This is a genomic window from Halodurantibacterium daqingense, assembly GCF_042666235.1.
GTDB classification, from domain to species: Bacteria; Pseudomonadota; Alphaproteobacteria; order Rhodobacterales; family Rhodobacteraceae; genus Halodurantibacterium; species Halodurantibacterium daqingensis.
Window position 1 is genome coordinate 153,972 of record NZ_JBHTFQ010000001.1, and the last position, 24,772, is coordinate 178,743.

The window sequence follows — 24,772 nt, forward strand, 5'->3', positions numbered from 1 at the left end:
GCTGTTACCCGTCAGGAAATGCGGAAAGTCTGGCCCAGGTAGACCCGCCGCACGTTTTCGTCACGCACCACTTCCTGGGTTGTCCCGCTCATGAGCACCGTGCCGTCATGCAGGATATAGGCGCGGTCGACGATCTCGAGCGTTTCCCGAACATTGTGATCCGTGATCAGCACGCCGATGCCCTTGGTGCGCAGCTTTGACACAAGGCCGCGGATCTCTCCCACTGCGATCGGGTCCACCCCGGCGAAGGGCTCGTCCAGCAGCAGGTATTTCGGATCGGCGGCAAGGCAGCGCGCGATTTCCACGCGGCGCCGTTCGCCGCCCGAAAGCGCCAGCGCGGGCGCGCGGCGCAGGTGGCTGATCGAGAACTCGGACAGAAGCTCTTCCAGCCGTTCACGCCGCTTGTGCCGGTCGGAATGGGTGATTTCAAGGATGGCGCGGATATTGTCTTCGACGCTGAGCCCGCGAAAGATCGACATTTCCTGCGGCAGGTAGCCGATGCCAAGCTTGGCGCGCCGGTACATCGGCAGGCCGGTCACGTCGCGCCCGTCGATGGTGACCTCGCCGCCCTCGGCCGGCACCAGCCCCGCAATGGCGTAAAAACAGGTGGTCTTGCCCGAACCGTTCGGCCCGAGCAGGGCAACAACTTCGCCCCGGCCCAGATGCAGCGTCACATCGCGGATGACCGGGCGCTTGCGATAGCTTTTGCGCAGGCCGGTGACCTGAAGGCCCGTCCGCGCGGCAACCGGATCTGGAACAGGCATCGTCATGGGGCGGGCTGCGGCGCGTTCTGCCCGGGGGCGAGGATGGTGCGCACGCGTCCCTCGACGAGGGCGGTGCCGCGCGTCAGGTCGACGACCATTCGCTCGCCGCTCAGCGCATTCTGTCCCTGGGTCATGAGAACATCACCCGTCATCACGATGCGCCCGTCGTCAATGGAATAATCCGCCTCCTGCGCCTCGGCGGCCTCATTGCCGCTTGCCAGCGTGACATTGCCCGAGGCCAGAAGCCGCGCGATCCGGTTCACGCCGCCGGCTGCATATTCCACCCGCACACGGTCGGCTGTAAGGCGCATCGCCCCCTGGCCGATCGTGACATTTCCGGTGAATACTGCCGTTCCATCCGCCTGATCGACTTCAAGCTGATCGGCGGTTACCTCGACCGGCAGGCTGGTATCGGCCTGCATTGTGCCAAAGGCCACCTGTGCGCCCTGTGCCACGGCAGGCAGCGGCAGTCCCGGAACAAGCAGGGCAAGGGCAAGGCAGAAGGGGCGGGCAAGTCGCTGCATGACGTTCCTTTCACGGCTCATATATCAGCCGGACACCACCGTTGAAAATGATAACATAGTCAGAACTGTCCGGGCGCTGCATCAGCGCCATCCGGCCCGCAGTGAAGTGCCCCGGTGGCCCTTCGCCCGAGATTTCGCCGGGGCTGTCGAGGCGGGTCTGGTCCAGCGCAGCCGAAAGTGCCTCGGTCCGGATCCGGTAGCCGGTTCCGGTGATGACGCGAACGGCACCCTCAAGCTGAACTTCACCTGCCACATCGTCGATGATGCCGCTGTTCGAGGTGATCGCCGCGAAACCGCCATCGGGCGTGTCGATCCTCGCCTCGACGCTGGTGGCTTCAAGTTGCGCGGGACGGGCGGGATTGGTCTGCGCGCTTTGGGCCCGGATCGAGAGCGCTGCCCCGTCCTCGGTCACGCCCGCATATTCCGGCTCGAAGATGCGGGGTTCGCGGGCAAGCTGTTCGACATCCAGCGCTGCATAGGGGATTGCGCGGCTGGGGTCGATGCTGCGCGAAAACAGGAACAGCGTGGCCAGAAGCGCCAGCGCGACCAGGGGAAGCGTGATCTTGAGCCCCGCGACCAGCCGTGAGTAGCTGTTCTGCCGCCCGGCCATGGCTCAGGCGACCCCGGCGCGCAGGCAGTCGTGGATGTGAAGGATGCCCAGGGGGCGGCGGCTTTCGTCATCCAGGACGAACAGGCTGGTGATCTTGGCCTCCTGCATCACGGCGACGGCGCGCTCGGCAAGGGCCTCGGGGCCGATGGTCCGGGGGCTGCGGGTCATCACCTCGTCCACGCGCCGCGCCAGCAGGCCCTCCATGTGGCGGCGAAGGTCGCCGTCTGTGATGACGCCAGCCAATCCGCCGTTGGCATCGATAATGCCTACCACGCCAAAGCCCTTCCGGCTGATGGCGATCAGCGCCTCGCTCATCGGGGCGCCTGTGGGAACGACAGGCATGTCCTGTGCGCCATGCATGAGGTCACCCACCCGCGCCAGCCGGGCGCCCAGCTTGCCGCCGGGGTGGAAGACCCGGAAGTGCTCGGGGGTAAATCGGCGGTGCTCCATCAGTGCGATGGCCAGCGCATCCCCCAGGGCAAGGGTCATCGTGGTCGAGGTGGTGGGAACGATCCCGGTGTCGCAGGCCTCGGCAGCCTGCGGCAGCACGATCGCGACATCCGATTGCCGGATCAGCGTGCTGTCTGCACGTGCGGCGACGCCGATCAGGGGAATCGCAAAGCGGCGGGTATGGGCGACAATATCGGCAAGCTCGGGCGTTTCGCCGGAATTCGACAGGACAAGCGCCACATCTCCGCGCGCCACCATGCCCAGGTCGCCATGGCTGGCCTCGGCGGGATGCACGAACTGTGCGGGCGTGCCGGTGCTGGCCAGAGTAGCCGCGATCTTGCGGGCGATGTGGCCGGATTTGCCCATGCCCGACACGATGACCCGGCCCTTCGTGTCCAGGATCAGCCTGACGGCGGCCGAAAAGGTCGGACCAAGGCTTTCGCCCAGAAGCTCCAGCGCCTCGGCCTCGCGGCGGATGACGCGGCGGGCGGTGGTCAGGAAGATCTCGTCGCTCATGGGCCGCTCCGGTTCAATGGGCGAAGATGTCGGCTTCCGGCCAGCCGGTCAGGTCAAGCTGCGCCCGCGCCGGAAGGAAATCGAAACACGCCTGGGCGATCCCGGTGCGGCCTTCGCGCGCAAGCCGCAGGTCCAGCGCAGCCTTCAGGCGGTGCAGATACAGCACGTCCGACGCGGCATAGGCCTTCTGCGCCTCGCTCAGGTCAGGTGCGCCCCAGTCCGAGGTTTGCTGCTGCTTGGAGATGTCGATCTCCAGAAGCTCCTGCAGCAGGTACTTGAGCCCGTGACGGTCGGTATAGGTCCGGATCAGTTTCGAGGCGATCTTGGTGCAATAGACCGGTGCCGTAAGCGCCCCGAATGCATTGAGCAGCGCCGCGATGTCGAACCGGCCGAAGTGGAACAGCTTGAGCACCTGCGGATCCGTCAGCATGCGGCAGAGGTTGGGCGCGCTGGTCTGGCCGCGCGCGATCTGCACAAGGTGTGCATCACCGTCGCCTGCCGACAGCTGGACAAGGCACAACCGGTCCCGGTGCGGATTAAGCCCCATCGTTTCGGTATCGATGGCGACGACCGGCCCCAGGTCGAGCCCGTCAGGGAGGTCATTGAGATGCAGATGAATCGTCACGGTTCCCCCTGCGGGCCGGGCCCGCATCGTTGACTGCGGCCGGGCCGCAGGATTGTGGTCGCGGGCAGGCCCGCGGGTGGTGGCTCCGGGCCGATGAAGGCCCGCAGGGCCGGCCCATGCCGGGCAGGCCCCGGCCTGCGCTTTCGGATCGTGGGCCGGCGCCCACGCTGATACGAGCTGCTCTGGTCCCGCCAGATGGCAAGGGGTGGAAGAGCTGGCTCGGATGTTCTCTAGCGGCCGCGGCGCGGCGATGCAATCTGCCGGTGTGGCCTGTGCCATTGGACAGGCGGCGCCGCAGCCTGATCAGGCGCGACGTTCGCCGACCACGGCGATACCGAGGGCCTCAAGCACCTTGGCTTCGATCTGCGGCGCGTTCATCCCGGCGGTCGCATACATGTCGGCCGGGCTTGCCTGATCGATGAACGTGTCCGGAAGAACCATCGAGCGGTAGCGCAGCCCGCGGTCAAACAGGCCCGCCTCGGCCAGAAGCTGTGCCACATGGCTGCCAAACCCGCCGATCGCGCCCTCCTCGATCGTGATCAGCGCCTCGTGGTTGCGGGCAAGCTGCAGGATCATGTCCCGGTCCAGCGGCTTGGCAAAGCGCGCATCGGCCACTGTGGCCCGGATCCCGCGCTGGGCCAGCGCCTCGGCCGCGATCAGCACCTCGGACAGGCGGGTGCCCAGCGACAGCAGCGCCACCTGGCCACCTTCGCGCAGGATGCGCCCGCGCCCGATCTCGAGCGGCGCGCCCCGTTCGGGCATCTCTACCCCGACTCCGTCGCCCCGCGGGAACCGGAAGGCGCTGGGCCGGTCGTCGATGGCGGCGGCGGTTGCGACCATGTGCACCAGTTCGGCCTCGTCCGCGGCGGCCATGATCACGAAATCGGGCAGATTGGCCAGAAAGGCGATGTCGAAGCTGCCGGCATGGGTCGCGCCATCGGCGCCGACCAGCCCGGCGCGGTCGATGGCAAACCGCACCGGCAGGCGCTGGATCGCCACGTCATGCACCACCTGGTCATAGCCGCGCTGCAGGAAGGTGGAATACATGGCGCAGAAAGGCTTCATCCCTGCCGCGGCAAGCCCTGCGGAAAAGGTGACGCCATGCTGTTCGGCAATGCCCACGTCGAAACAGCGGCGCGGAAACCGCTCGGCGAACAGGTTGAGCCCGGTTCCGTCCGGCATCGCGGCGGTGATGGCAACGATCCGGTCGTCCAGTTCGGCCTCGCGGATGAGGCTTTGCGCAAAGACCTTGGTATAGGAGGGCGCGTTCGAAGGCGCCTTTTTCTGTTCGCCGGTCAGAACGTTGAACTGCGCGGTGGCATGGCCGCGATCTGCGGCGGCCTCGGCGGGGGCATAACCCTTGCCCTTTTTCGTCAGCGCATGGATCAGGATCGGCCCGTCCGCGCGCGCCTTGACCGTGCGAAGCACCGGCAGAAGCTGGTCCAGATCATGCCCGTCGATGGGGCCGACATAGGAAAAGCCCATTTCTTCGAACAGGGTGCCGCCCACGGCCAGATGCTTGAGCATGTCCTTGGCGCGGCGCGCGCCTTCCTGCAACGGTTCGGGCAGAAGGCTTACTGCGCCCTTCGCGGCGGCCTTGAGCTCCTGAAACGGTGCGCCTGCATAAAGGCGCGACAGATAGGCCGACATGGCACCGACCGGGGGCGCGATGCTCATCTCGTTGTCGTTCAGAATGACGATGAGGCGTTTCCTGAGATGCCCGGCGTTGTTCATCGCTTCATAGGCCATGCCCGCGCTCATCGATCCGTCGCCGATCACCGCGATTGCGTCGCCCACGTCGCCGGCGCCCAGTTCGCGGGCCATGGCAAACCCCAGCGCCGCCGAGATCGAGGTGGAGCTATGAGCCGCGCCGAACGGATCATAGGGCGATTCCGAACGTTTGGTGAAGCCGCTCAGCCCGTCCTTCTGGCGCAGGGTGCGAATGCGGTCCCGCCGCCCGGTCAGGATCTTGTGCGGGTAGCATTGGTGGCCCACATCCCAGATCAGCTTGTCGCGCGGCGTATCGAACACCGCATGGATCGCCACCGTCAATTCGACCACGCCAAGACCTGCACCCAGATGCCCGCCCGTGACCGATACCGCCGAAATCGTTTCGGCCCGCAGCTCATCCGCCAGCTGACGAAGCTGCCGGTCGCTGAGGGCCTTGAGGTCGCTTGGCAGGTTTACCCGATCCAGAAGCGGCGTCTTGGGTCGTTCGATCATTTGGCGTGCCCCTCCCCGGGGCCAGGCTTCACATGTCGCGGGCAATAACGAAACGGGCGGCCTCTCGCAAGGTTCGGGCCCGGTCGCCGAAGGGCGCAAGGGCCGCTTCGGCCTCCTCCACAAGGGCGCGGGCACGTTGGCGCGCGCCTTCCAGCCCGAGGTGCGACACGAAGGTGGCCTTGCCGGCAACCATGTCCTTCTGCAGGCGCTTGCCGGCCCGTTCCGGATCGCCCTCTATATCCAAGATGTCGTCGGCAATCTGAAAGGCAAGGCCCAGCGCCTTGGCGTAACGGCGCATCGGCGCGGGATCGGCCCCGGCCAGCACCGGCCCCGCCTCGGCCGACCAGACGATCAGCGCCCCGGTCTTGCCCGCCTGCAGCGCGGTGATTTCCTCAAGCGACAGGGGGCGGGCCGCCGTCTCGGCCGCGATGTCAAGCGCCTGGCCTAGCACCATGCCCTGCGCGCCCGCCGCGCGCGCCAGACCCGAGACAAGCGCAAGGCGTCGGTCCGCCGCGCCCAGCACGGAATCGGTCAGCAACTGGAAGCCCAGGGTCTGAAGCGCGTCGCCGGCCAGAATCGCGGTCGCCTCGTCCCATTTCACGTGCACGGTCGGCTGGCCTCGGCGCAGATCGTCGTCATCCATCGCCGGCAGATCGTCATGCACCAGAGAATAGGCATGAATCGCCTCGACTGCGGCAGCAGCCGGCAGCGCAGCGTCGGCCGGCACCCCATGCAATGCAGCGCTTTCCAGAACCAGAAAGCCGCGCAACCCCTTGCCGCCGGCCAGCGCATAGCGCATCGCGTGGACGACCGGCTGGTCGTCGAAGGGGAAAAGCTCCTGCGCCAGGCGCGCCTGCACCTTCCCGACAGCGGCCGCCAAAGCCTGCGGAAACATCAAAGCCCTTCGACAGGTGTCGTTCCGACCGGCGCACCTTCGGCCAGCTGGATCGCCTTGACCTTCTCTTCGGCGGCGCGCAGCCGCGCCTCGCAGTGCTTTTTCAGGGCCGCTCCGCGTTCATAAAGCTCGATGGATTTCTCCAGCGCCACATCACCACGTTCCAGTTGGCTCACGACGCCTTCAAGCTCGGCCATTGCTTCTTCAAAGCTCATTTCGGTCACGGCTCTTTCGGTCATCCGTCTCGCTCCATCAAAACCCGCACATGTGCCGCGACGCTCGCGGCCAGCGCGTCAAGATCATATCCCCCCTCGAGTGTCGAGACCACCCGGCCCCCGGCGCATTGATCGGCAAGCTCACACAGTTCCGAGGTGATCCAGGCGAAATCATCCTCGTGCCAGGCGAGGTTGGCCAGCGGATCATCGGCATGGGCGTCGAAGCCGGCCGAGATCAGCACAAGCTCGGGCGCAAAGGCGCGCAGGCGTGGCATGACCTGTTTCGTCACGGCGCGGCGCATTTCGGCGCCCCCGCTGCCCGGCGGCAGCGGAAGGTTGAGCACATTGTCATGCGCGCCCCGCTCGCCGGAACTGCCGGTTCCGGGATAAAGCGGCATCTGGTGCAGCGAGATGAACAGGGCGCGGCCGTCATCCCACAACAGATCCTGAGTGCCATTGCCGTGATGCACGTCAAAATCCACCACCGCAACGCGGTTCAGCCCGTGGTGGTCAAGCGCGCGTTTGGCGGCGATTGCCGCAGTGCCGAAGAGGCAGAACCCCATTGCGCGCGCCGTCTCGGCATGGTGGCCCGGAGGGCGTGTGGCGCAGAAGGCGTTGCGGACCCGTCCGGCAAGAACAAGATCGACCGCGAGCGTGGCCGCCCCCACCGCCCGCAGCGCCGCGTCGAGCGAGCCTTGTGACACATGGGTATCCTCATCCAGCATCACCTGGCCGGCGCGGGGGATCGCCCCCTTGATCTGGGCGAGATAGGCCGCGGGATGAACCCGCAGAACCTCGGCCACATCGGCGAGAGGCGCCTCAAGCCGGACCAGGCCGGCGAATTCCGGTGCGTCCAGGGCGGCAAGGACCGCCTCGAGGCGGGCCACCCGTTCGGGATGGCCGGGGGGTGTCACATGATCAAGACAGGCGGCGTGGCTGAGAAGGGCGGTGGTCATGGCGCCAGACTAACGGCGCCTCCGGGGGCTGGCAACTGGTCGGATTTTGCCTGCCGCCGCTGTGCCGCGTCTTCGGGGCTTCGCACCGTCGGGCCTGGCCCGCGCGGCCGGGGCGCGAAGGTCTCGCATGGTTCCGGCGCGGCAGTGACACGCCTTTCGCTGCCCGCCTTCCAAGAAACCAGGGGCGGGCAGTGGCGGGGGTGGCGCCGGCTCCCCCCGTCCGATCGTGATAGGGGGCTCTGCTCAGCCCATCCGTTCCGAGGCATAAGAGCCCGGGCTTGCAGGAAAGACCACCGTCTTGTTGCCATTGAGAAACACGCGGTGGTGTATATGGGCATGCACGGCGCGGGCAAGAACCTGCGCCTCGACGTCGCGTCCCAGGCTCACATAATCCTCGGGTGACTGGGCATGGGTGATGCGCACCGTGTCCTGTTCGATGATCGGGCCTTCATCGAGATCGGGGGTGACGTAATGCGCCGTGGCGCCGATCAGTTTCACGCCCCTCTCATAGGCCTGCTTGTAGGGGTTGGCGCCCTTGAAGCTGGGCAGGAAGGAATGGTGGATGTTGATGATGCGGCCTGACATCCGCGCGCAGATCTCGTCGGAAAGCACCTGCATGTAGCGCGCAAGCACCACCAGCTCGGTATCGGTTTCCTCGATCAGGGCCATCAGCCGGGCCTCGGCCTCGGGCTTGTTCTGGGGGGTGACCCTGATGTGGTGGAAGGGGATATCGTGGTTCACCACGACCTTCTGATAGGTAAGATGGTTCGACACCACGCCCACGATATCGATCGGCAGTGCGCCGATCCGCCAGCGATACAGCAGGTCATTGAGGCAATGCCCGAAGTTCGAGACCATCACCAGAACCTTCATGCGTCGTGCGGCATCGTGAAACTGCCAGTCCATGTCCAGAGGCTCTGCCACCTTGGCAAAACCGGCTGAGAGCGCCTCAAGGTCGGCGCCGGTTTCGCTGCGAAAGGTGGTGCGCATGAAGAAGTTGCCGGTGACCGAATCGTCGAACTGGGCGCTGTCGGTGATATTGCAGCCCATCTCGGCCAGAAAGCCGGAAATGGCGGCGACGATTCCGCGGCGCGAGCGGCATTTTACGGTCAGAACGAAGGCAGTCACCGGTGATCCTTTCAGGCTTGAGGCGCAGGCATGACGCGGCCGCAGTTGCCACCTGCATGTGGCGCGGGCGAAAGCGTCAGTCCGGGGTCAGCATGTAGCCGGCGCCGCGCACCGTTTGAAGATAGCGCGGCTGTTTCGGATCGGATTCGATCTTGCGGCGCAGCCGCGTGATCTGAACGTCTACCGCGCGTTCCTGTGCCGGGTCGCCGCCTGCGCCGCGGTCCCGGCCCAGATCCTCGACCAGCTGGATGCGGCTGAAGGCCTCGTTCGGGCGCGAGGCAAAGATGCGCATCAACGCCGATTCCGTCGCTGTCAGCCGAACCGGCGCGCTGCCCTGCCAAAGCTCGCCCCTTTCGACATCATAGCGGACGGGACCCAGCTGCAGCACCTTCGGCCCGCCGGGCTGCACGGCAGGCTGGGGCATCCGCCGCAGGATCGCGTTGATGCGCAGCAGCAGTTCCCGCGGCTCGAACGGCTTGATGAGATAATCGTCCGCCCCGGCCTCAAGCCCGGCGATGCGGTCCTCGGCTTCGCCGCGGGCGGTGAGCAACAGGATCGGCGTATCCAGCGTGTCTCGCAGGGCGCGGGTCAGGCTGATGCCGTCCTCGCCCGGCATCATCACATCCAGCACGATCAGGTCGAATTCGAGCCCCCCCAAGAGACGGCGCGCCTGTGCGGCATCGCGCGCGGCACTGACCAGAAATCCCTGCCGGATCAGGAATTTCTGCAAAAGTCCGCGGATGCGCTCATCATCGTCGACGATCAACAGATGGGCCTGGGGTTGCGCGGTGGCATCAAGGGTCATCAGCCGGTATCCTTGCTGCTCTGGTACTGGCGGCGCAGATCCGGGTCCATCATCGCCTCGAGCACTTGCCGGAACCCGGCGACGGCGGCGGGGCCTGCACTCCGATAAGCTGCGCGCATGCGGGCGCGCTGGGCATCGGACAGGTCCCGTTCAAGCTGCGCACCCTTTTCCGTCAGGAACAGATGACGCTCGCGCTTGTCCTTGCGCCCCACACGGCTTTCGACCAGCCCGTCGTCGATCAGGGTGCGCAGAACCCGGTTCAGCGACTGCTTGGTGACGCCAAGAATACCCAGCAGGTTGTTGACCGTGGTCCCCGGGCTGCGATGGATGAAATGCAGCGCCCGGTGATGGGCCCGGCCATAGGCATGGTTTTCAAGAATCCGGTCCGGATCCGCGGTAAAGCCGCGATAGGCGAAGAACATTGCCTCGATGCCCTTTCGCAGCTGCTCGTCCGTCAGGAAGAGGAGGCTTTCGCCTCCGGGTCCTGCGCCGCCTTCTGCCATCTGTGCCCCAGCTCCCCTGTATCTTGCCTTCAGATTTTATGTCAGCCTTGTTGACTTTCCAAGAATCAATTGTTAGCGAAATCACGCTTCGGCGCAATAATATGTCCATGACGGCCGTTTATTGCGCAACTTGTGGAAAGTGGCCGGCGGGCCGCATGGAGGACACTATGGTCGGTGCCTATGACGATCGTGACGGAAAGATCTGGATGGACGGCAAGATGCTGGACTGGCGGGACGCCAAGGTCCACGTCCTGACCCATGCGCTGCATTATGCCAGTTCGGTATTCGAGGGCGAACGGGCCTATGGAGGCAAGATCTTCCTGAGCCGCGAACATTCCGAGCGTCTGCTGACCTCGGGCCGGCTGATCGATATGGAGATCCCCTATACCGTGGATCAGATCGAAGCCGCCAAGACCGAGGTGCTGGCGGCCAACGGGTTCACCGATGCCTATGTGCGCGTCGTGGCCTTCCGCGGCGCGGGCGAGGATATGGGCGTGGCCTCCAGCCGCAACCCGGTCCGGATGGCCGTGGCCGCATGGGAATGGGGGGCCTATTACGGTGCGGCCAAGATGCAGGGCGCCAAGCTCGACCTGTCGAAATGGAAGCGGCCCAGCCCTGAAACCATCCCCTCGGCAGCCAAGGCGGCCGGGCTTTACATGATCTGCACCATGTCCAAGCACGCGGCCGAGGCGAAGGGCTGTTCGGACGCCATGATGCTGGACTATCGCGGCTATGTCGCCGAGGCGACCGGGGCCAACATCTTCTTTGTCCGCGACGGCGAGGTTCACACGCCGCTGGCGGATTGCTTCCTGAACGGCCTGACCCGGCAGACCGTGATCCGCATGCTCAAGGAACGCGGGATCACCGTGCATGAGCGCCACATCATGCCGGAAGAACTTGAGGGCTTCCAGCAGTGCTGGCTGACCGGCACCGCCGCCGAGGTGACGCCCGTCGGGCAGATCGGCGACTATCGCTTCGAAGTCGGCGCGCTGACCCGCGATATCGCGGAAGCCTACGAAAAGCTGGTGCGCGCGTAAGACAGCATCGCCCCCGGCCTGACGCCGGGGGCGGCCTTCCAGGGGATCAGGCGGTGTGTCCGCGTTCGATTCGCAGGAATTCCTTCACTCTGCGGCCGGGCGCGGCCCGTTCCGCCGGGCGTTGCGACAGGGCGCGGATCGCGGGGTGCTGACCGCTTTCGCGGGCGATTGCCAGAAATGATCTGAGCCGGGCGCCGCTGTTTTCGCGCGGGGTCTTGTCGATGACATGTCGGGACATGGCCACTCCTCCTCGGGTTTCCGTTGGTCCAGTCCGTTCAACATAGCAATTCACGCGGCCCTTTTCACCCCTGGGGCGTCATTACCTTGCGCTGTTTCGCCCGTTCGATGCCAAGCTGACGTTCGCGCCAGATGATCAGGACGCCGGCAAGAATGATCAGCGCCGCCCCGCCCAGCATCACCAGCGTCGGCACCTCGCCAAACAGGAAATAGCCGATCCCGAGCGCGAAGATCATCGAGGCATATTCGAAGGGCGCGATCACCGATGCGTCGGCATGGCGATAGCTCGCGGTCAGCAGGATCTGGCCCAGCCCGCCCAGAAGGCCTGCCGTGACCAGCAGCAGTGCCTCGCGCGGGGCGGGCAGCACCCAGCCAAAGGGCACGGTGGCCAGCGACAGGATCGAGGCGGTGATCGAGAACCAGAAGACGATCGCCGAGGTCTGCTCCATCTGCACAAGCTTGCGCACGAAGACCTGCGCCAGCGCGGTGCACATCGCCCCGGTCAGGACGACGATTGCGCCCAAAGCCTCGAGATTGCCAAAGTCGCCCACGGTCGTCAGGCGCGGCGACAGGACCACCAGAACCCCGACAAGGCCCAGCGCCACCGCCGAGAGGCGGAAGGCGCGCACCTCTTCGCCCAGAAACATCGCGGCGAGAATCACCGTCAGCAGCGGCGCCGCATATCCGATCGCCGTCACTTCGGGCAGGGGCAGAAGCCCCAGCCCGGCAAAGCCGAAACCCATCGCAAGCGTGCCGACCAGGCCGCGCCAGACATGGCCCATCGGATCACTGACGCGCAGTCCCGTGCCGAGTTCGCTGCGCCACCACAGCCAGACCAGGATCACCGGCACGGCAAAGAAGGAGCGGAAGAACACCGCCTCGCCGGGCGGCACATGGTCAGCCGTAGCCTTGATCAGCGATGCCATCACGATGAAGACGATCACCGACAGGATCTTGAGGACAATTCCCTGAACAGGAGAGGTCTGAGGCGGTTCTGCTGGCATTTGGTCCCTCGTTGGGTCCTGCCTAGCCCAACACGTCACGGTTGAAAATGCCCTACCGCGCCGCGTCTCCTCCTGTCAGCCGTGCTTCGGCCCAGGCTGCCGCATCGGCCACCGCCGGGTCATCGTCCCCGCGCAGCGCCGCCGCGACCGGGGCAAGGGCCGGATCCCCGGAATTGCCGATGGCATAAAGCACATTGCGCACGAAACGGTCGCGGCCGATCCGCTTGATCGGGCTGCCCGAGAAACGCGCCCGAAAAGCGGCATCGTCCAGCCGCGCCAGATCGGCCAGCGGCGGCGCCTTCAGATCAGGGCGGGCGGCATAGCGCAGGTCATGGGCCTCGGCCGCGAACTTGTTCCAGGGACAGGCGGCAAGGCAATCGTCGCAGCCATAGATGCGGTTGCCAAGCTGCGGGCGCAGCGCGGGATCGACAGGGCCCTCATGCTCGATCGTGAGGTAGGAAATGCAGCGCCGCGCATCCAGCTGGAAGGGGGCGGGAAAGGCTGCGGTGGGGCAGGCGTCAAGGCAGGCGGTGCAACTGCCGCAATTCTCGCGTGCCGGGGTGTCCTTGGGCAGATCAAGCGTGGTGAAGATTGCCCCAAGAAAGAACCAGTTTCCCAGATCGCGTGCGAGAAGGTTGGTATGCTTGCCCTGCCAGCCCAACCCGGCGGCGGCGGCAAGGGGCTTTTCCATCACCGGCGCGGTATCGACGAAAACCTTGATCTCGCCGCCCGCCGCATCGATCAGCCAGCGGCCCACGCGCTTGAGCCGCTTCTTGACCAGATCGTGATAATCGCGGTTCTGGGCATAGACCGAGATCGCCGCGCGATCTCGGAGCGCCGTGACCGCGCGGGGATCGTGATCGGGGGAATAGACCTCGGCCAGCATGATGACCGATCGCGCCTCGGGCCAGAGCGCGGCCGGGTTGCCGCGCCAGGCCATGCGTTCCGCCATCCAGCCCATCTGCCCGTGCCGGCCCTCGGCGACAAAGGCTGCAAGCCTGGCAGCGGCCTCGGGGATCGCGTCGGGGGCAGTGACGCCGACCTTGGAAAAGCCTTCGGCCAGCGCAGTGGTGACAAGTCGTTCCTTGAGCTCCGCGCTCAAAAATCCAGATCCGCGTAATGCGACGGCGGCGGGAAGCCCGGCACCTGATCGGCCAGCAGTGCCCGGAACGAGGGGCGCGATTTGATCTTGGCGTACCAGTCCTTCACGTTGGCGTTGCGGTTCCAGTCGACATCGCTGATGTAATCAAGGCAGGACAGATGCGATGCGGCGGCGAAATCTGCCAGCGTCATCACATCGCCGGCCAGCCAGCGCCGCTGATCCAGCAGCCAGCCCATGTAATCCAGGTGATACTTGATCTTCTGCGCGCCGGTCTTGATGTTGCGGCTTTCGGGATAGCCCTGGCCGGACAGCTTCTTGTTCACACGTTCGTAAAGAAGGTTCGACGTCACCTCGTGGTGAAACTTGTCGTCGAACCAGCTGCAGATGCGCCGAACCTCGTAGCGGTCGGCGGGCGCGCGCGGCAGAAGCGGCGGGTTGGGATGGATTTCATCCAGGTATTCGCAGATTGCCTGGCTTTCCGACATCAGCCGGTTCTCATATTTCAGGATCGGCACCTTGCCGGCGGGGTTGCGGCGCAGGAAGTCCGGGCTTTGTTCCCAGAACTTCTCCTCGATCAGCTCCACCTCGATCTTCTTTTCGGCCAGCGTCAGGCGGACCTTGCGGCAGAAGGGCGAGAGGGGCAGGTGGAAAAGGCGGGTCATTCGGATGTCTCTGGCTTGGTGATGGGCCCTTCCTGCCTTGCGAGGGCCGGAAACTCAACCCTCGAAGCAGGCCGAGCGGCCGTCGGCGCGGATCGTTGCCGCACCGTCAAGGATCGCTGCCGTGCGCCGGCGCTGGGCGTCCGTGGGCCGCGAGGCGCTGCGTTCCTTGGGGTTCGGCAGCACCATCGCCAGCCGCGCCGCCTGCGTCGGGCTGAGCGACGCGGCATCGGTTCCGAAATAGTGACGCGCAGCCGCCTCGACGCCAAAGACGCCTGTGTCGAATTCGGCCACGTTCAGATAGACCTCGAGGATCCGGCGTTTGGACCAGAAGGTTTCCACCACCGGCGTCAGCACCGCCTCGGGTGCCTTCCGGAACCAGGTGCGCCCGTGCCAGAGAAACACGTTCTTGACCACCTGCTGACTGATGGTCGAGGCGCCGCGGCCGCGGCCCTGATCCAGGGCGCGGCGGATCTCGTTCATGTCGAAACCCCAGTGAAGGCAGAAATTCGCGTCCTCCGCCGCGACGGCCGCGCGCTGCATATGCGGGCTGATCCGGTCCATCGGCACCCAGTCGCGCTGGATCCCGCCCAGCCGCCGCGATTCCTGCAGCATGTAGATCCCCGGAGGCGGCGGCACCACGGCGAAGACCAGAATCAGCAGAAGCAGGACGGCGGCAAAGCCCCCCAGACCGCGCCCAAGCCAGCGCAGCCCGCGTCGCCAAAGCGGCTGCGCGCTGCCGGCGCCCTTGCTGCGCGCCCGTGTCTTTGCCCCGGATCTGGCCATCGCGCCCTTTAGCCATGAAGTCGCGCCGCCGGTCAAGCGCGGCGGATCATGGACCCGGTGTGATGGAACCTTTGCGGGGTGGAGCGCTTGAGAGGGTCTCATTTCAACAGAGAGGAGATTGCAGATGACATTCCTGACGCGCACTGCCCTGGCTTCGCCGCTTGCCCTGGCGGTTGCCTTGCCTGCGGCGGCAGACTACGGCCCGATCGAGGCGCGCGACCTCACGCTCGACGTGGAAACGGTTGCCGAGGGGCTCGTGCACCCTTGGGGCATGGCCTTTCTCGACGAGGATCGCGTGCTCGTGACCGAGCGCAACCCCGGAACGATCAGGCTGGTTCACCGCGATGGCACCCTGTCCGAGCCGATCTGGGAGGCCGAGGATCTGTTCCGCTATGACGGAGAGACCGAGCGCAGCCAGGCCGGCCTCTTCGACATCGTGACCCATCCGCAGTTCGACGAAAACGGCTGGGTCTATATCAGCTATTCCCGCGAAACCGAAGCCGGCGCCGGCGTTGCCGTGGTGCGGGCGCGAGTCGCGCAGGAAGGCGACGAGGTGCGGCTCGAGGACGTCGAGGACATCTTCGTGATGAACGAGGAAGACCAGGATTCGAGCGGCCTGCACTTTGGTGGACGCATGGCCTTTGCCGATGACGGATCGCTGTTCCTGACCATCGGCGAGCGGCGGAACATTTCGCGCGCACAGGATGCCTCGGATCAGGCGGGATCGGTCCTGCGCATGACCGAGGACGGCGAAGCGCATCCGGACAATCCCGAATTCGCCACCGATCCCGAGGCCGATGAAGGCGCGCCGGACCCTTATCTGTTCTCGATCGGCAATCGCAATATCCAGGCCCTGGCCGTCCATGGCACGACCGGCGAGGTCTGGGCCTCGGATCACGGGCCGCTGGGCGGAGACGAGATCAACCTCATCGTGGCAGGCAACAACTATGGCTGGCCCTTCACGACCGGCGGCAACGACTATTCCGGTGCGCCGATGGGCGTGGGGACGGCGATGGAAGGGATGACGCCGCCGGTGCATATCTTCGAGGACACGGTCGCCCCTTCCGGGCTGACCTTCATCCCCGAAGGCACGCTGTTCGAGGGGTGGGCCGGCGACATGCTGATCGGCGGGTTGGTGACCGAGGGGATCGTGCGCGTCACGCTTGCCGAAGGCGAGGTCTCGGATGAGGAGATCCTCGAAATCGGCCGCCGCATCCGCGACGTTCAGCTCGGCCCCGACGGCGCAATCTGGGTTCTGACCGAGCATGAGGACGGCGAAGTCCTGCGGTTGGCACCGCAGGGCTAGACAAGCGCGAAGGCCCCTCCGCGCCGCCTGCGAAAGGCCCCTCTGTCAAGGCCCGGTCCGGGTGGGGCGCGGTCAGAAAGCGCAAGGCCCGGGCCGCCCCCTTGCGGGGCGGCCCGTCTGTCATTCGGCCGGAACGGCTTGCGGTTCTTCGCTCAGCGGGAAGGGCAGGTGGACCAGCATTTCCTTCGGGCAGATCTGAAGGAAATTCGCCCGCTCACTCTCCCAGTTCTGAAGGATCGCCGCGGCCTTGAGGCTGCCGGTTTCGGCGACGTGACGGCGGATCAGATCAAGAAGCTGATGTTCCCAGTGCGGCACCGTGACCGCGCAGGTGACCAGCGTCTCGAGGTTCATCAGCCCTTCGGCGGTGCCGTCCGGATCATGGACATAGGCCATGCCACCGGTCATGCCCGCGCCGAAGTTTGCCCCGATCCGGCCCAGGATCACGGCGATGCCCCCGGTCATGTATTCGCACCCGTTCGAGCCGCAGCCCTCGACCACCACCTTCGCGCCCGAGTTGCGCACTGCAAACCGTTCCCCGGCGCGACCGGCGGCAAAAAGGTAACCGTCGGTGGCGCCGTAAAGCACCGTGTTGCCGATGATGGTGTTCTCAGCGGCCACAAGCGGGCTGGCCATGGGCGGCCGCACCACGATCGTTCCCCCCGAAAGCCCCTTGCCGACATAATCGTTGGCGTCGCCGGAAACCTCGATCTTCAGCCCCGGCGCGGCAAAGGCCCCCAGCGACTGGCCGGCGCTGCCGGTCAGCTTGACCGTCAGGTGGTCGGGCTGCAGATCGTTGCGCATGCCGAACCGCTGCACGATATGGCTTGAGGCACGGGTGCCGATGGTGCGGTGGGTGTTCCGCACCGCATAGGACAGCTGCATTTTTTCGCCATCCTCGAAGAAGCGCGCGCCGTCGCGGATGATTTCCGCGTCCAGCGTATCGGGCACGGCATTGCGCGGCTTGGACCGGTCATAGGTGATCTTGTGCGCGCCATCGACGGTGATGAGCAGCGGGTTGAGATCGAGGTCATCGAGATGGGCCGACCCGCGGCTGACCTGGGTCAGAAGGTCAGCGCGTCCGATGATCTCGTCGATCGAGCGGGCGCCGATCGAGGCCAGCAGCTCCCGCACCTCTTGCGCATAGAAGGTGATGAGGTTCACGACCTTGTCGGCAGTGCCGGTGAACTTCGCGCGCAGGCGTTCGTCCTGGGTGCAGACGCCGACGGGGCAGGTGTTCGACTGGCACTGGCGCACCATGATGCAGCCCATCGCGATCAGGGCCGCAGTGCCGATGCCGTATTCCTCGGCCCCCATCATCGCGGCGATGATGATGTCGCGCCCCGTGCGGAGCCCGCCATCGGTGCGCAGCGTGATGCGTTCGCGCAGGTTGTTCATCGCCAGAACCTGATGCGCCTCGGTCAGGCCCATTTCCCACGGCAGGCCGGCATATTTGATGCTGGTGCCCGGGCTTGCACCCGTGCCGCCGTTATGGCCGGAAATCAGGATGATATCCGCCTTGGCCTTGGCGACGCCCGCTGCGATGGTGCCGACACCGGATTGTGACACCAGCTTGACCGTCACCTTGGCGCGCGGGTTGATCTGCTTCAGATCATAGATCAGCTGCGCGAGGTCTTCGATGGAATAGATGTCGTGGTGCGGCGGTGGTGAAATCAGCGTCACCCCCGGGGTCGAATGCCGCAGCCGCGCGATCAGGGCCGTGACCTTCATGCCCGGAAGCTGGCCACCTTCACCGGGCTTGGCGCCCTGGGCCACCTTGATCTCAAGCTCCTCGCAGGCGTTCAGGTATTCGGCGGTGACGCCGAAGCGGCCCGATGCCACCTGCTTGATCTTGGCCGACGGGTTATCGCCATTGGGTTCGGGATGGAAATGCGCCGGATCCTCGCCGCCCTCGCCGCTGTCGGATTTCGCGCCGATGCGGTTCATGGCGACGTTCAGGGTTTTATGCGCCTCGGGCGAGAGCGCCCCAAGGCTCATCCCCGGAGTGACGAAGCGCTTGCGGATCGAGGTGATGGATTCCACTTCTTCGATCGGCACCGGCTTGCCCAGCGGCTTGATGTCCAGCAGGTCGCGCAGGTGGATCGGCGGGTTTGCCCGCAGCGCCGCCGAATACTGTTTCCACATGTCGTAGGAAGCGCGGTCGCAGGCCGATTGCAGCATGTGCATGGTCTGCGCTTCCCAGGCGTGTTTCTCGCCCGAACGCCGGGCCTTGTAGAAGCCGCCGATCGGCAGAACCTGGTCGGTGGTCGCAAAGCCGCGCGCATGGACTTCTTCCAGTTTCTTCTGGATCCCGCCGACGCCGATACCGGAAATGCGGCTTTGCATCCCGGGGAAATATTCGGCGACCATGGCGCGCGACAGGCCGACGGCCTCGAAGTTCAGCCCGCCGCGATAGGACGAGATGACCGAGATCCCCATCTTGGACATGATCTTCAGCAGGCCCGCGTCGATGGCCGCACGGTAGCGCCGCATGGCGTCGGTCAGGCTTCCCTCGACAAGGCCACGGTTGATCCGGTCCGCGATCGAATCCTGCGCCAGATAGGCGTTTACGGTGGTGGCGCCACAGCCGATCAGCACCGCAAAATAGTGCGGATCGATGCATTCGGCCGACCGGACATTGATCGAACAGAAGGTGCGCAACCCCTTCGCCGTCAGCCAGCTGTGAACGGCGCTGGTGGCAAGGATCATCGGCATGGCGACACGCTCGGCGCTGATGGCCTGATCGGTCAGCACCAGATGCCCGGCGCCGGAACGCACCGCATCCTCGGCTTCGGCGCGGATCCGTTCAAGACCCTGGCGCAGCGTGTCCGGCCCTGCGCCGGCCGCAAAGGTGCAGTCGATGACCGCCACCTGATCCCCGAATTGCCGCATCATCCGGTCGAATTCGGCATTGGCGATGAAGGGGCTTTCCAGAACCAGGATCTCGGTCTGGCTGCTGCTTTCATCCAGCACGTTCTTGAGGTTGCCGAACCGGGTCTTGAGGCTCATCACCCGGCTTTCGCGCAGACTGTCGATCGGCGGGTTGGTCACCTGGCTGAAGTTCTGGCGGAAGTAATGCGACAGCGGGCGATACTGGTTCGACAGGACCGCCGGCGGGGTGTCATCGCCCATCGAGGCGATCATCTCCTTGCCGTCCTCGGCCATCGGGGCCAGAACCTGCTCCAGCTCCTCAAGCGTATAGCCGGCCGCGATCTGACGGCGGCGCAGGTCGGCGCCCTCGGTCAGCGGCGTCTCGGGGATGTCGCGCATCATGGCGTTGAGGTCGGTGACCTTCTCGATCCAGTCGCCGAAAGGCTGAGCCGCCGCCAGTTTGTCCTTGAGCGATGCGTCGTGGTAAAGCCTGCCCTCGGTCATATCGACGGCGATCATCTGCCCCGGCCCAAGCGCGCCCTTTTCGCGCACGCCCATTTCGTCCACCGGCACCATCCCGGTTTCCGAACCCGCGATCAGAAGCCCGTCGCCGGTGACGACATAGCGCATCGGACGCAGGCCGTTGCGGTCAAGTCCCGCACAGACCCAGCGACCGTCGGTCATCGCGAGGGCGGCAGGGCCGTCCCACGGCTCCATCACCGCGTTGCAATAGGCATACATGTCCTGCCAGGCCTGCGGCATTTCGCTGGCGATCTTGCTCCAGGCTTCCGGCACGAGCATGGTCTTGGCCATCGGCGCGTTCCGGCCGGCGCGCACCATCACCTCGAACACCGAATCGAGCGCGGCCGAATCTGACGACCCCTGTGGCACGATCGGCTTGATATCCTCGGCCTGATCGCCGAAGGCCGAATGGGCCATGCGGATTTCATGGCTGCGCATCCAGTTCAGGTTGCCCTTGAGCGTGTTGATCTCGCCGTTATGGGCCAGCATCCGGAACGGCTGGGCCAGCCACCACTGCGGGAAGGTATTGGTCGAATACCGCTGGTGATAGATGGCAAAGGCGCTCTCGAACCGCTCATCCTTCAGGTCGGGATAGAACTCGGCGACCTGTTCTGCCAGCATCATGCCCTTGTAGATGATCGAGCGGCAGGACAGAGAACAGAGGTAAAGGCCTTGAATCTGTGCGGCAATCGCCGCCTTTTCGATCCGGCGGCGGATGACGTAAAGCTCGCGTTCGAAGGTTTCCTCGTCCAGGCCCTTGGCGTCCTTGATCAGGATCTGTTCGATCTCGGGGCGGGTGGCATTGGCTTTTTCGCCCAGAACTTCGGTGTTCACCGGAACATGGCGCCAGCCATAGATATAGTGGCCCATGCGCAGGACCTCGGTCTCCACGATGGTCCGGCAGCGCTCCTGGGCCGCGAAATCGGTGCGGGGCAGGAAAACCTGACCCACGGCGACAAGTGCCTTCAGGTCCGGCTCGTGGCCGGTGCGGCGGATCTTGTCGTAGAAGAACGGCGCCGGGATCTGGACATGGATGCCCGCGCCATCGCCCGTCTTGCCATCGGCATCAACCGCACCCCGGTGCCAGATCGCCTTGAGCGCATCGATCCCCGATTGCACGACCTTGCGGCTGGGCTTGCCGGAAATCGACACGACCAGACCCACCCCGCAGGAGGAATGTTCATCATCGGCCTTGTAAAGGCTGTTTTCGTCCATCCAGCGGCGCTTGGCTTCTTCGGCTGCGACCCAGGCGGCATCATACTTGGTCATGGCGTAACCTTTCGTCACGGGGACGGCAGCCAGGGCTGCGCGTCGAAAATGGGGGGAGGGGTGCGGCGGTTATTCCGCCGCCACCTGCGCCGACTGGCCGAGATAGTCGAGCATCGCCGCCGCGGCCTCGCGGCCATCGCGGATCGCCCAGACGACAAGGCTTGCGCCGCGCACGATGTCGCCCGCAGCATAGACGCCGGGGATCGAGGTCGCGTGGCTGCGGAAATCGGCCTTGATCGTGCCCCAGCGTGTCACCTCAAGCTCGGGCACGCCCCAAAGCGTCGGCAGATCCTCGGGTTCGAAGCCAAGCGCCTTGATCACAAGGTCGGCCCCTTCGACATAATCGGCGCCGGGGATGACCTCGGGGCTTTGGCGACCGCTGGCATCGGGGGCGCCAAGGCGCATCTTCTGCACCATGACCCCTTCGACCGGGTTGCCCATGAATCCCCCGGGCGCTGAAAGCCAGACGAATTCCACGCCCTCTTCCTCGGCATTCTGCGTCTCGCGCTGGCTGCCGGGCATGTTGGCACGGTCGCGGCGATAGAGGCATTTGACCGAGGTCGCGCCCTGCCGGATGGCGGTGCGCACACAGTCCATGGCCGTATCGCCGCCGCCGATGACCACGACGCGCTTGCCGGCAGCGTTCAGTTCGCCAGAGTCGAATTCCGGAACGTCATCGCCAAAGCTCTGACGGTTCGAGGCGGTGAGATAATCAAGCGCGCGCACGATGCCCGTGGCTTCGGCGCCCGGATCGGTCAGTTCACGGCCCTTGTAGACGCCGGTTGCGATCAGAACCGCATCATGCTGCCCGCGGATCGCATTGAAGCTGATGTCTTCGCCGACGTTGCAGTTGGCCACGAAGTTGACACCGCCGTCGCGCAGCTGCTCGACCCGGCGCATCACCACCGGCTTTTCCAGCTTGAAGCCGGGAATGCCATAGGTCATCAGCCCGCCGGCGCGGTCATAGCGATCATAGACTGTCACCTGAACGCCGGCCCGACGCAGCACATCCGCCGCGGCAAGCCCGCCAGGCCCTGCGCCGATGATGCCCACGGATTCAGGCCGCTCGCTCAGCGGGCGGATCGGTTCGACCCAACCCTCTTCCCAGGCAGTGTCGTTGATATATTTCTCGATGGCGCCGATCGTGACCGTGCCGTGGCCGGATTGTTCGATCACGCAATTGCCTTCGCACAGTCGGTCCTGCGGGCAGATGCGGCCGCAGATCTCCGGGAAGGTGTTGGTGGCCTGGCTTACCTGATAGGCTTCGCGCAGCCGTCCTTCCGCAGTCAGCTTCAGCCAGTCGGGGATGTTGTTGTGCAGCGGGCAGTGCGATTGGCAATAGGGCACGCCGCACTGGCTGCACCGCGCTGCCTGTTCGGCGGCCTTCGCATTGGCGAATTCACGGTAGATCTCGTCAAAGTCGCCTGTCCGCACGGGCGCGGGCCGCTTTTCCGGCGTTTCACGCCCGATGGTGACAAATTGAAGCATTCGCTGCTGTGCCATGGCTGAGCCTCCGGGATCATCGGTGCGCCGTATTAAACCGAAGCGTAGATGAATAAAAGTCAGCAATGCTGACCTGTAAGGGGAATTTTTAAGGTTTCCGCTCGTCCATCACGGGTTGAACGCGCAAAAATAGGTCAGCCATCACTACCTAAATTGCGCCTTTTCCTCGGAGCCCGCCGGCGTAGTCTGTGCCCAACGAATCAAAGAGCAGCAAAATGACCCTGTTTCACCTGTTACTTGTCTCGATTATTCAAGGCATTACCGAGTTTCTGCCCGTTTCCTCGTCAGGCCATCTCATTCTGCTTCCCGCCCTGACAGAGCTGGATGATCAGGGGCTGGTTATCGACGTTGCCGTTCACCTGGGGACGCTGTTTGCTGTCGTGCTGTTTTTCTGGCGGGATGTTGCCGAGGCCCTCGGGGGCCTTGGCCGGCTGGTGCGGGGGCGGGTCGATACGCCCGGGGCGCGGCTCGCCCTGTGCCTCGTCATTGCCACCGTGCCGGTGATTCTGCTGGGGCTGGTCCTGAAGGTGACCGGAATGATGGAGATGATGCGCTCGATCGCCGTCATCGGCTGGATGATGATCGTCTTTGGAATCGTGTTGTACTGGACGGATCAGAAGGGCATGACCGCAAAGAAGGCAGAAGGCTGGACGGTGCGCGATGCACTGGTGATGGGGCTGTGGCAGGCGGTTGCGCTTGTGCCCGGAACCTCGCGTTCGGGGGCGACGATCAGCGGCGCGCGTGCGCTGGGCTATGGGCGGCATGAAGCGGCGCGTCTGGCGATGCTGATGTCGATTCCCACCACCATCGCCTCGGGTGTGCTTCTTGGGGCCGAGGTCATTGCAACGGCCAATGTTCAGGCCGCGCGCGATGGTGGCATCGCCGCGGTCCTATCCTTTCTGGCAGCCCTTGCGGCACTGACCTTCATGATGCGGCTTCTGCGCCGGGTCAGCTTTACGCCCTATGTGGTCTATCGCGTCGTGCTGGGGGCGGTGCTGCTGGGCATCGCCTATAGCTGAGATCAACTGCGCAGGTTGCGGGCCGATTCCTTGATCGCGTCATACTGGCCGGTCGGGCGATAGCGCCAGAGATATTCGGGCAGCACGGCCGCAACGGGCGCGGGCCGGATGCCAAGCGCCTCGAATCCGCGGGCTCCGGGGGCCACGACATTGTCGCGCCGCAGATTGCGCACCTGGTCGCGTGTCAGGATGCCATTGCTGAACAGGCCGAAGGTGATCGTCTGAAGGAAATCCAGCACCCCGCCCATGACGCGTGCAACGCCGAAGGGCACGTTCACGATCGCGCGCCGGCGCCGGATGAGCGGCAGCATCGCCTGCATCAGTTCGCGGAAGGTGTGGACGTTCGGGCCACCCAACTCATAGATGCCCGGTTCGGCGCGGCCCAGAACGCCCAGAACCGCCGCTTGCGCGACATCATCCACATAGACCGGCTGGAACCGGGTCTCTGCGCCGACAACCGGCAGGATCAGCGTCATGCGCGCCATGCCGGCGAAGCGGTTGAAGAACCGGTCCTCGGCCCCGAAGATGATCGAGGGGCGCAGGATCACCGCGCCGGGGAACGCCTGCTGGACGGCCGCTTCGCCGGCAGCCTTGGTGCGGGCATATTCGCTGTCCGATTCCGCATCGGCACCGATCGCCGAGATGTGGACCAGCGAGGAAAGTCCCTCTTCCCGGGCGATGCGGGCAACGCGTTCGGCACCCTCGGCCTGAACGGCGTCAAAACGGTTCTTGCCGCTGATGTTCAGGATGCCGACGCAGTTCACCACAGCGTCCGCCCCGCTCAGCGCGGCCCGGACGGACATGTCGTCGCGAATGTTGCAGAACACCGGTTCGACCTGCCCCACGACGCCATAGGTCCGCACGAAGATCGCCTCGTTCGGGCGGCGCGAGGCGACGCGCACCCGCCAACCCTCTTTCGCCATCCGCCGCGCGATATAGCGGCCGACGAAGCCCGAGCCGCCAATGATCGTGACCAGTTTCGACATGATGCGATCTCCGTGTCTTTTCAGGAATGTCAATATCCCCCAAGGCTCCGACGAACAAGCGGCAAGTGTTCGCACCTTTTTGCGAAACTTCCCGTTGACACTGCCCGAGCGCACCGGTAAATCGCCCCTCACGACACCTGCCCAGGTGGCGGAATTGGTAGACGCGCAGGTTTCAGGTACCTGTGCCGCAAGGCGTGGAGGTTCGAGTCCTCTCCTGGGCACCATTTCAAAAGACCCGCAGCACATCGTGCCGCGGGTCT

23 protein-coding genes and 1 tRNA gene are annotated in these 24,772 nt (G+C 65.1%); 4 read left to right on the plus strand and 20 right to left on the minus strand.

Annotated elements, in window-relative coordinates; genetic code table 11:
* Positions 1-11: 11 nt before the first annotated feature.
* The 12 genes from lptB to ACFQXB_RS00830 form a co-directional block, all read right to left on the minus strand.
* Positions 12-770, minus strand: a complete 759-nt coding sequence (gene lptB / locus ACFQXB_RS00775; RefSeq protein ID WP_377397634.1) for an LPS export ABC transporter ATP-binding protein — start codon at positions 768-770, stop codon at positions 12-14.
* Complete coding sequence (gene lptA / locus ACFQXB_RS00780; protein WP_377397638.1) at positions 767-1,288, minus strand: lipopolysaccharide transport periplasmic protein LptA; 522 nt, start codon at positions 1,286-1,288, stop codon at positions 767-769. Before lptA ends, lptB begins: the two co-directional genes overlap by 4 nt.
* Positions 1,289-1,298: 10 nt before the next feature.
* The gene (gene lptC / locus ACFQXB_RS00785) at positions 1,299-1,898 is read right to left on the minus strand and encodes an LPS export ABC transporter periplasmic protein LptC (protein WP_377397641.1); all 600 of its coding nucleotides are present in this window, start codon (positions 1,896-1,898) and stop codon (positions 1,299-1,301) included.
* A gap of 3 nt (positions 1,899-1,901) precedes the next feature.
* Positions 1,902-2,864 (minus strand): KpsF/GutQ family sugar-phosphate isomerase, encoded by a 963-nt coding sequence (locus tag ACFQXB_RS00790; protein ID WP_377397644.1) that lies wholly within the window; start codon positions 2,862-2,864, stop codon positions 1,902-1,904.
* 13 nt (positions 2,865-2,877) lie between these two features.
* Complete coding sequence (locus ACFQXB_RS00795; protein WP_377397646.1) at positions 2,878-3,516, minus strand: ribonuclease D; 639 nt, start codon at positions 3,514-3,516, stop codon at positions 2,878-2,880.
* Between the two features lie 276 nt (positions 3,517-3,792).
* On the minus strand, positions 3,793-5,712 hold the full coding sequence (gene dxs / locus ACFQXB_RS00800) for a 1-deoxy-D-xylulose-5-phosphate synthase (protein ID WP_377397649.1): 1,920 nt from the start codon (positions 5,710-5,712) through the stop codon (positions 3,793-3,795).
* A gap of 28 nt (positions 5,713-5,740) precedes the next feature.
* Positions 5,741-6,610 carry a polyprenyl synthetase family protein gene (locus tag ACFQXB_RS00805; RefSeq protein WP_377397651.1) on the minus strand — a complete coding sequence of 290 codons (870 nt, stop codon included), beginning with the start codon at positions 6,608-6,610 and terminating at the stop codon, positions 5,741-5,743.
* The gene (locus ACFQXB_RS00810; protein ID WP_377397654.1) at positions 6,607-6,846 is read right to left on the minus strand and encodes an exodeoxyribonuclease VII small subunit; all 240 of its coding nucleotides are present in this window, start codon (positions 6,844-6,846) and stop codon (positions 6,607-6,609) included. Before ACFQXB_RS00810 ends, ACFQXB_RS00805 begins: the two co-directional genes overlap by 4 nt.
* The gene (locus ACFQXB_RS00815) at positions 6,843-7,778 is read right to left on the minus strand and encodes a histone deacetylase family protein (RefSeq protein WP_377397657.1); all 936 of its coding nucleotides are present in this window, start codon (positions 7,776-7,778) and stop codon (positions 6,843-6,845) included. The genes ACFQXB_RS00810 and ACFQXB_RS00815 overlap by 4 nt, the downstream gene beginning before the upstream one ends.
* Before the next feature lie 243 nt (positions 7,779-8,021).
* Positions 8,022-8,906, minus strand: a complete 885-nt coding sequence (gene purU / locus ACFQXB_RS00820; protein WP_377397660.1) for a formyltetrahydrofolate deformylase — start codon at positions 8,904-8,906, stop codon at positions 8,022-8,024.
* 76 nt (positions 8,907-8,982) lie between these two features.
* On the minus strand, positions 8,983-9,711 hold the full coding sequence (locus tag ACFQXB_RS00825) for a response regulator (protein ID WP_377397663.1): 729 nt from the start codon (positions 9,709-9,711) through the stop codon (positions 8,983-8,985).
* Complete coding sequence (locus tag ACFQXB_RS00830; protein ID WP_377397666.1) at positions 9,711-10,214, minus strand: MarR family winged helix-turn-helix transcriptional regulator; 504 nt, start codon at positions 10,212-10,214, stop codon at positions 9,711-9,713. Before ACFQXB_RS00830 ends, ACFQXB_RS00825 begins: the two co-directional genes overlap by 1 nt.
* Positions 10,215-10,381: 167 nt before the next feature.
* On the opposite strand from ACFQXB_RS00830, the gene ACFQXB_RS00835 reads away from it, so the two are divergent.
* Positions 10,382-11,251, plus strand: a complete 870-nt coding sequence (locus ACFQXB_RS00835; protein WP_377399114.1) for a branched-chain amino acid aminotransferase — start codon at positions 10,382-10,384, stop codon at positions 11,249-11,251.
* A gap of 46 nt (positions 11,252-11,297) precedes the next feature.
* Here ACFQXB_RS00835 and ACFQXB_RS00840 read toward each other — a convergent pair whose 3' ends face one another.
* The 5 genes from ACFQXB_RS00840 to mtgA all read right to left on the minus strand — a co-directional run bounded on the left by ACFQXB_RS00840 (position 11,298) and on the right by mtgA (position 15,039).
* Complete coding sequence (locus ACFQXB_RS00840; RefSeq protein WP_377397669.1) at positions 11,298-11,489, minus strand: hypothetical protein; 192 nt, start codon at positions 11,487-11,489, stop codon at positions 11,298-11,300.
* A gap of 64 nt (positions 11,490-11,553) precedes the next feature.
* Positions 11,554-12,492: a DMT family transporter gene (locus tag ACFQXB_RS00845; RefSeq protein ID WP_377397672.1), complete on the minus strand. Its 939-nt coding sequence runs from the start codon at positions 12,490-12,492 to the stop codon at positions 11,554-11,556.
* A gap of 52 nt (positions 12,493-12,544) precedes the next feature.
* On the minus strand, positions 12,545-13,594 hold the full coding sequence (queG, locus tag ACFQXB_RS00850) for a tRNA epoxyqueuosine(34) reductase QueG (protein WP_377397675.1): 1,050 nt from the start codon (positions 13,592-13,594) through the stop codon (positions 12,545-12,547).
* Positions 13,591-14,256: an FtsZ-binding protein FzlA gene (gene fzlA, locus ACFQXB_RS00855; protein ID WP_377397678.1), complete on the minus strand. Its 666-nt coding sequence runs from the start codon at positions 14,254-14,256 to the stop codon at positions 13,591-13,593. Before fzlA ends, queG begins: the two co-directional genes overlap by 4 nt.
* A gap of 54 nt (positions 14,257-14,310) precedes the next feature.
* Positions 14,311-15,039 (minus strand): monofunctional biosynthetic peptidoglycan transglycosylase, encoded by a 729-nt coding sequence (gene mtgA, locus ACFQXB_RS00860; protein WP_377397681.1) that lies wholly within the window; start codon positions 15,037-15,039, stop codon positions 14,311-14,313.
* A 124-nt stretch (positions 15,040-15,163) separates the two neighbouring features.
* On the opposite strand from mtgA, the gene ACFQXB_RS00865 reads away from it, so the two are divergent.
* Positions 15,164-16,345, plus strand: a complete 1,182-nt coding sequence (locus tag ACFQXB_RS00865; protein WP_377397684.1) for a PQQ-dependent sugar dehydrogenase — start codon at positions 15,164-15,166, stop codon at positions 16,343-16,345.
* Positions 16,346-16,465: 120 nt separating this feature from the next.
* Here the strand turns inward: ACFQXB_RS00865 and gltB are convergent, their stop codons facing one another.
* Together gltB and ACFQXB_RS00875 are read right to left on the minus strand one after the other, a co-directional pair.
* Entirely contained in the window at positions 16,466-21,004 is a 4,539-nt protein-coding gene (gene gltB, locus ACFQXB_RS00870; protein ID WP_377397687.1) for a glutamate synthase large subunit, read from the minus strand.
* Between the two features lie 69 nt (positions 21,005-21,073).
* Positions 21,074-22,507 carry an NAD(P)-dependent oxidoreductase gene (locus ACFQXB_RS00875; RefSeq protein WP_377397690.1) on the minus strand — a complete coding sequence of 478 codons (1,434 nt, stop codon included), beginning with the start codon at positions 22,505-22,507 and terminating at the stop codon, positions 21,074-21,076.
* Between the two features lie 215 nt (positions 22,508-22,722).
* Here ACFQXB_RS00875 and ACFQXB_RS00880 point away from each other — a divergent pair, with 215 nt between their 5' ends.
* Positions 22,723-23,526, plus strand: a complete 804-nt coding sequence (locus ACFQXB_RS00880; RefSeq protein WP_377397693.1) for an undecaprenyl-diphosphate phosphatase — start codon at positions 22,723-22,725, stop codon at positions 23,524-23,526.
* A 2-nt stretch (positions 23,527-23,528) separates the two neighbouring features.
* Here ACFQXB_RS00880 and ACFQXB_RS00885 read toward each other — a convergent pair whose 3' ends face one another.
* Positions 23,529-24,512, minus strand: coding sequence for a complex I NDUFA9 subunit family protein (locus ACFQXB_RS00885; RefSeq protein ID WP_377397696.1), 984 nt, complete (start codon positions 24,510-24,512; stop codon positions 23,529-23,531).
* Positions 24,513-24,651: 139 nt separating this feature from the next.
* On the opposite strand from ACFQXB_RS00885, the gene ACFQXB_RS00890 reads away from it, so the two are divergent.
* Positions 24,652-24,736: transfer RNA gene (locus tag ACFQXB_RS00890), tRNA-Leu, on the plus strand.
* Positions 24,737-24,772: the final 36 nt, after the last annotated feature.